The organism is bacterium (assembly GCA_024226335.1).
Classification (GTDB): Bacteria; Myxococcota_A; UBA9160; order SZUA-336; family SZUA-336; genus JAAELY01.
In genome coordinates, this window is record JAAELY010000476.1 from 1 (window position 1) to 664 (window position 664).

General features: G+C 61.6%; 1 protein-coding gene. It reads right to left on the reverse strand.

What is annotated here, in order from left to right; translation table 11 throughout:
- Nucleotides 1-44: 44 nt before the first annotated feature.
- The coding region (locus GY725_22655; GenBank protein MCP4006990.1) for a transposase at nt 45-664 on the reverse strand (620 nt) is incomplete at its 5' end.

The window sequence follows — 664 nt, forward strand, 5'->3', positions numbered from 1 at the left end:
CACCTCGCACATCGTCACCACCGCATGATCGGCCCGGTTCGCACTCACGAATTCGAACCCCGCGACGGGATCGATCCGGTCTCCTGTGCGAACCAGGCCGCGGCTTTTTTCAGGATCTCTCGCTCTTCGCGCAGCCGCCGGTTCTCCCGGCGCAGCCGGCGCAGCTCCTCGCGCTCAGCGGTGGTCAGGCCATCTTGGCGACGGCCCTCATCTCGATCCGCCTGATTGACCCAGTTCCGGATCGTCTGCGCGGTTGGCTCGTAGTCCTTCGACAGCGCCTCCGGACTCTCACCCGAGCGAGCCAGTCGAACCATCTCTTCTCGGAACTCTCGTGGGTACGCGGGACGGGATCTTGGCATCGTGTGACCTCCTTTGCTCGCAAGAGCATATGTGTCCACGAAAACGGGGCAACTCCAATTCTCGGTGTGCTGGCCGAAGATGAACTGCGTCTCCTCTCCGTTGGGATCGACAAACTTGACGGGGTTGTTCAGAGCGTAGGCGTACTTATTCCAGCTCTGGGGGTTCTTCGGATCCGCCGAGTTGATCGGGTCGGTACTGAGGAACCGCCCCCCACACGGATCGCAATACCGCGCGTGCATGTAATCCAGATCATCCGCCTCACCCGCGGCGAAGAAGTCCCGCTCGTGGCCAGTAAACTTCATCG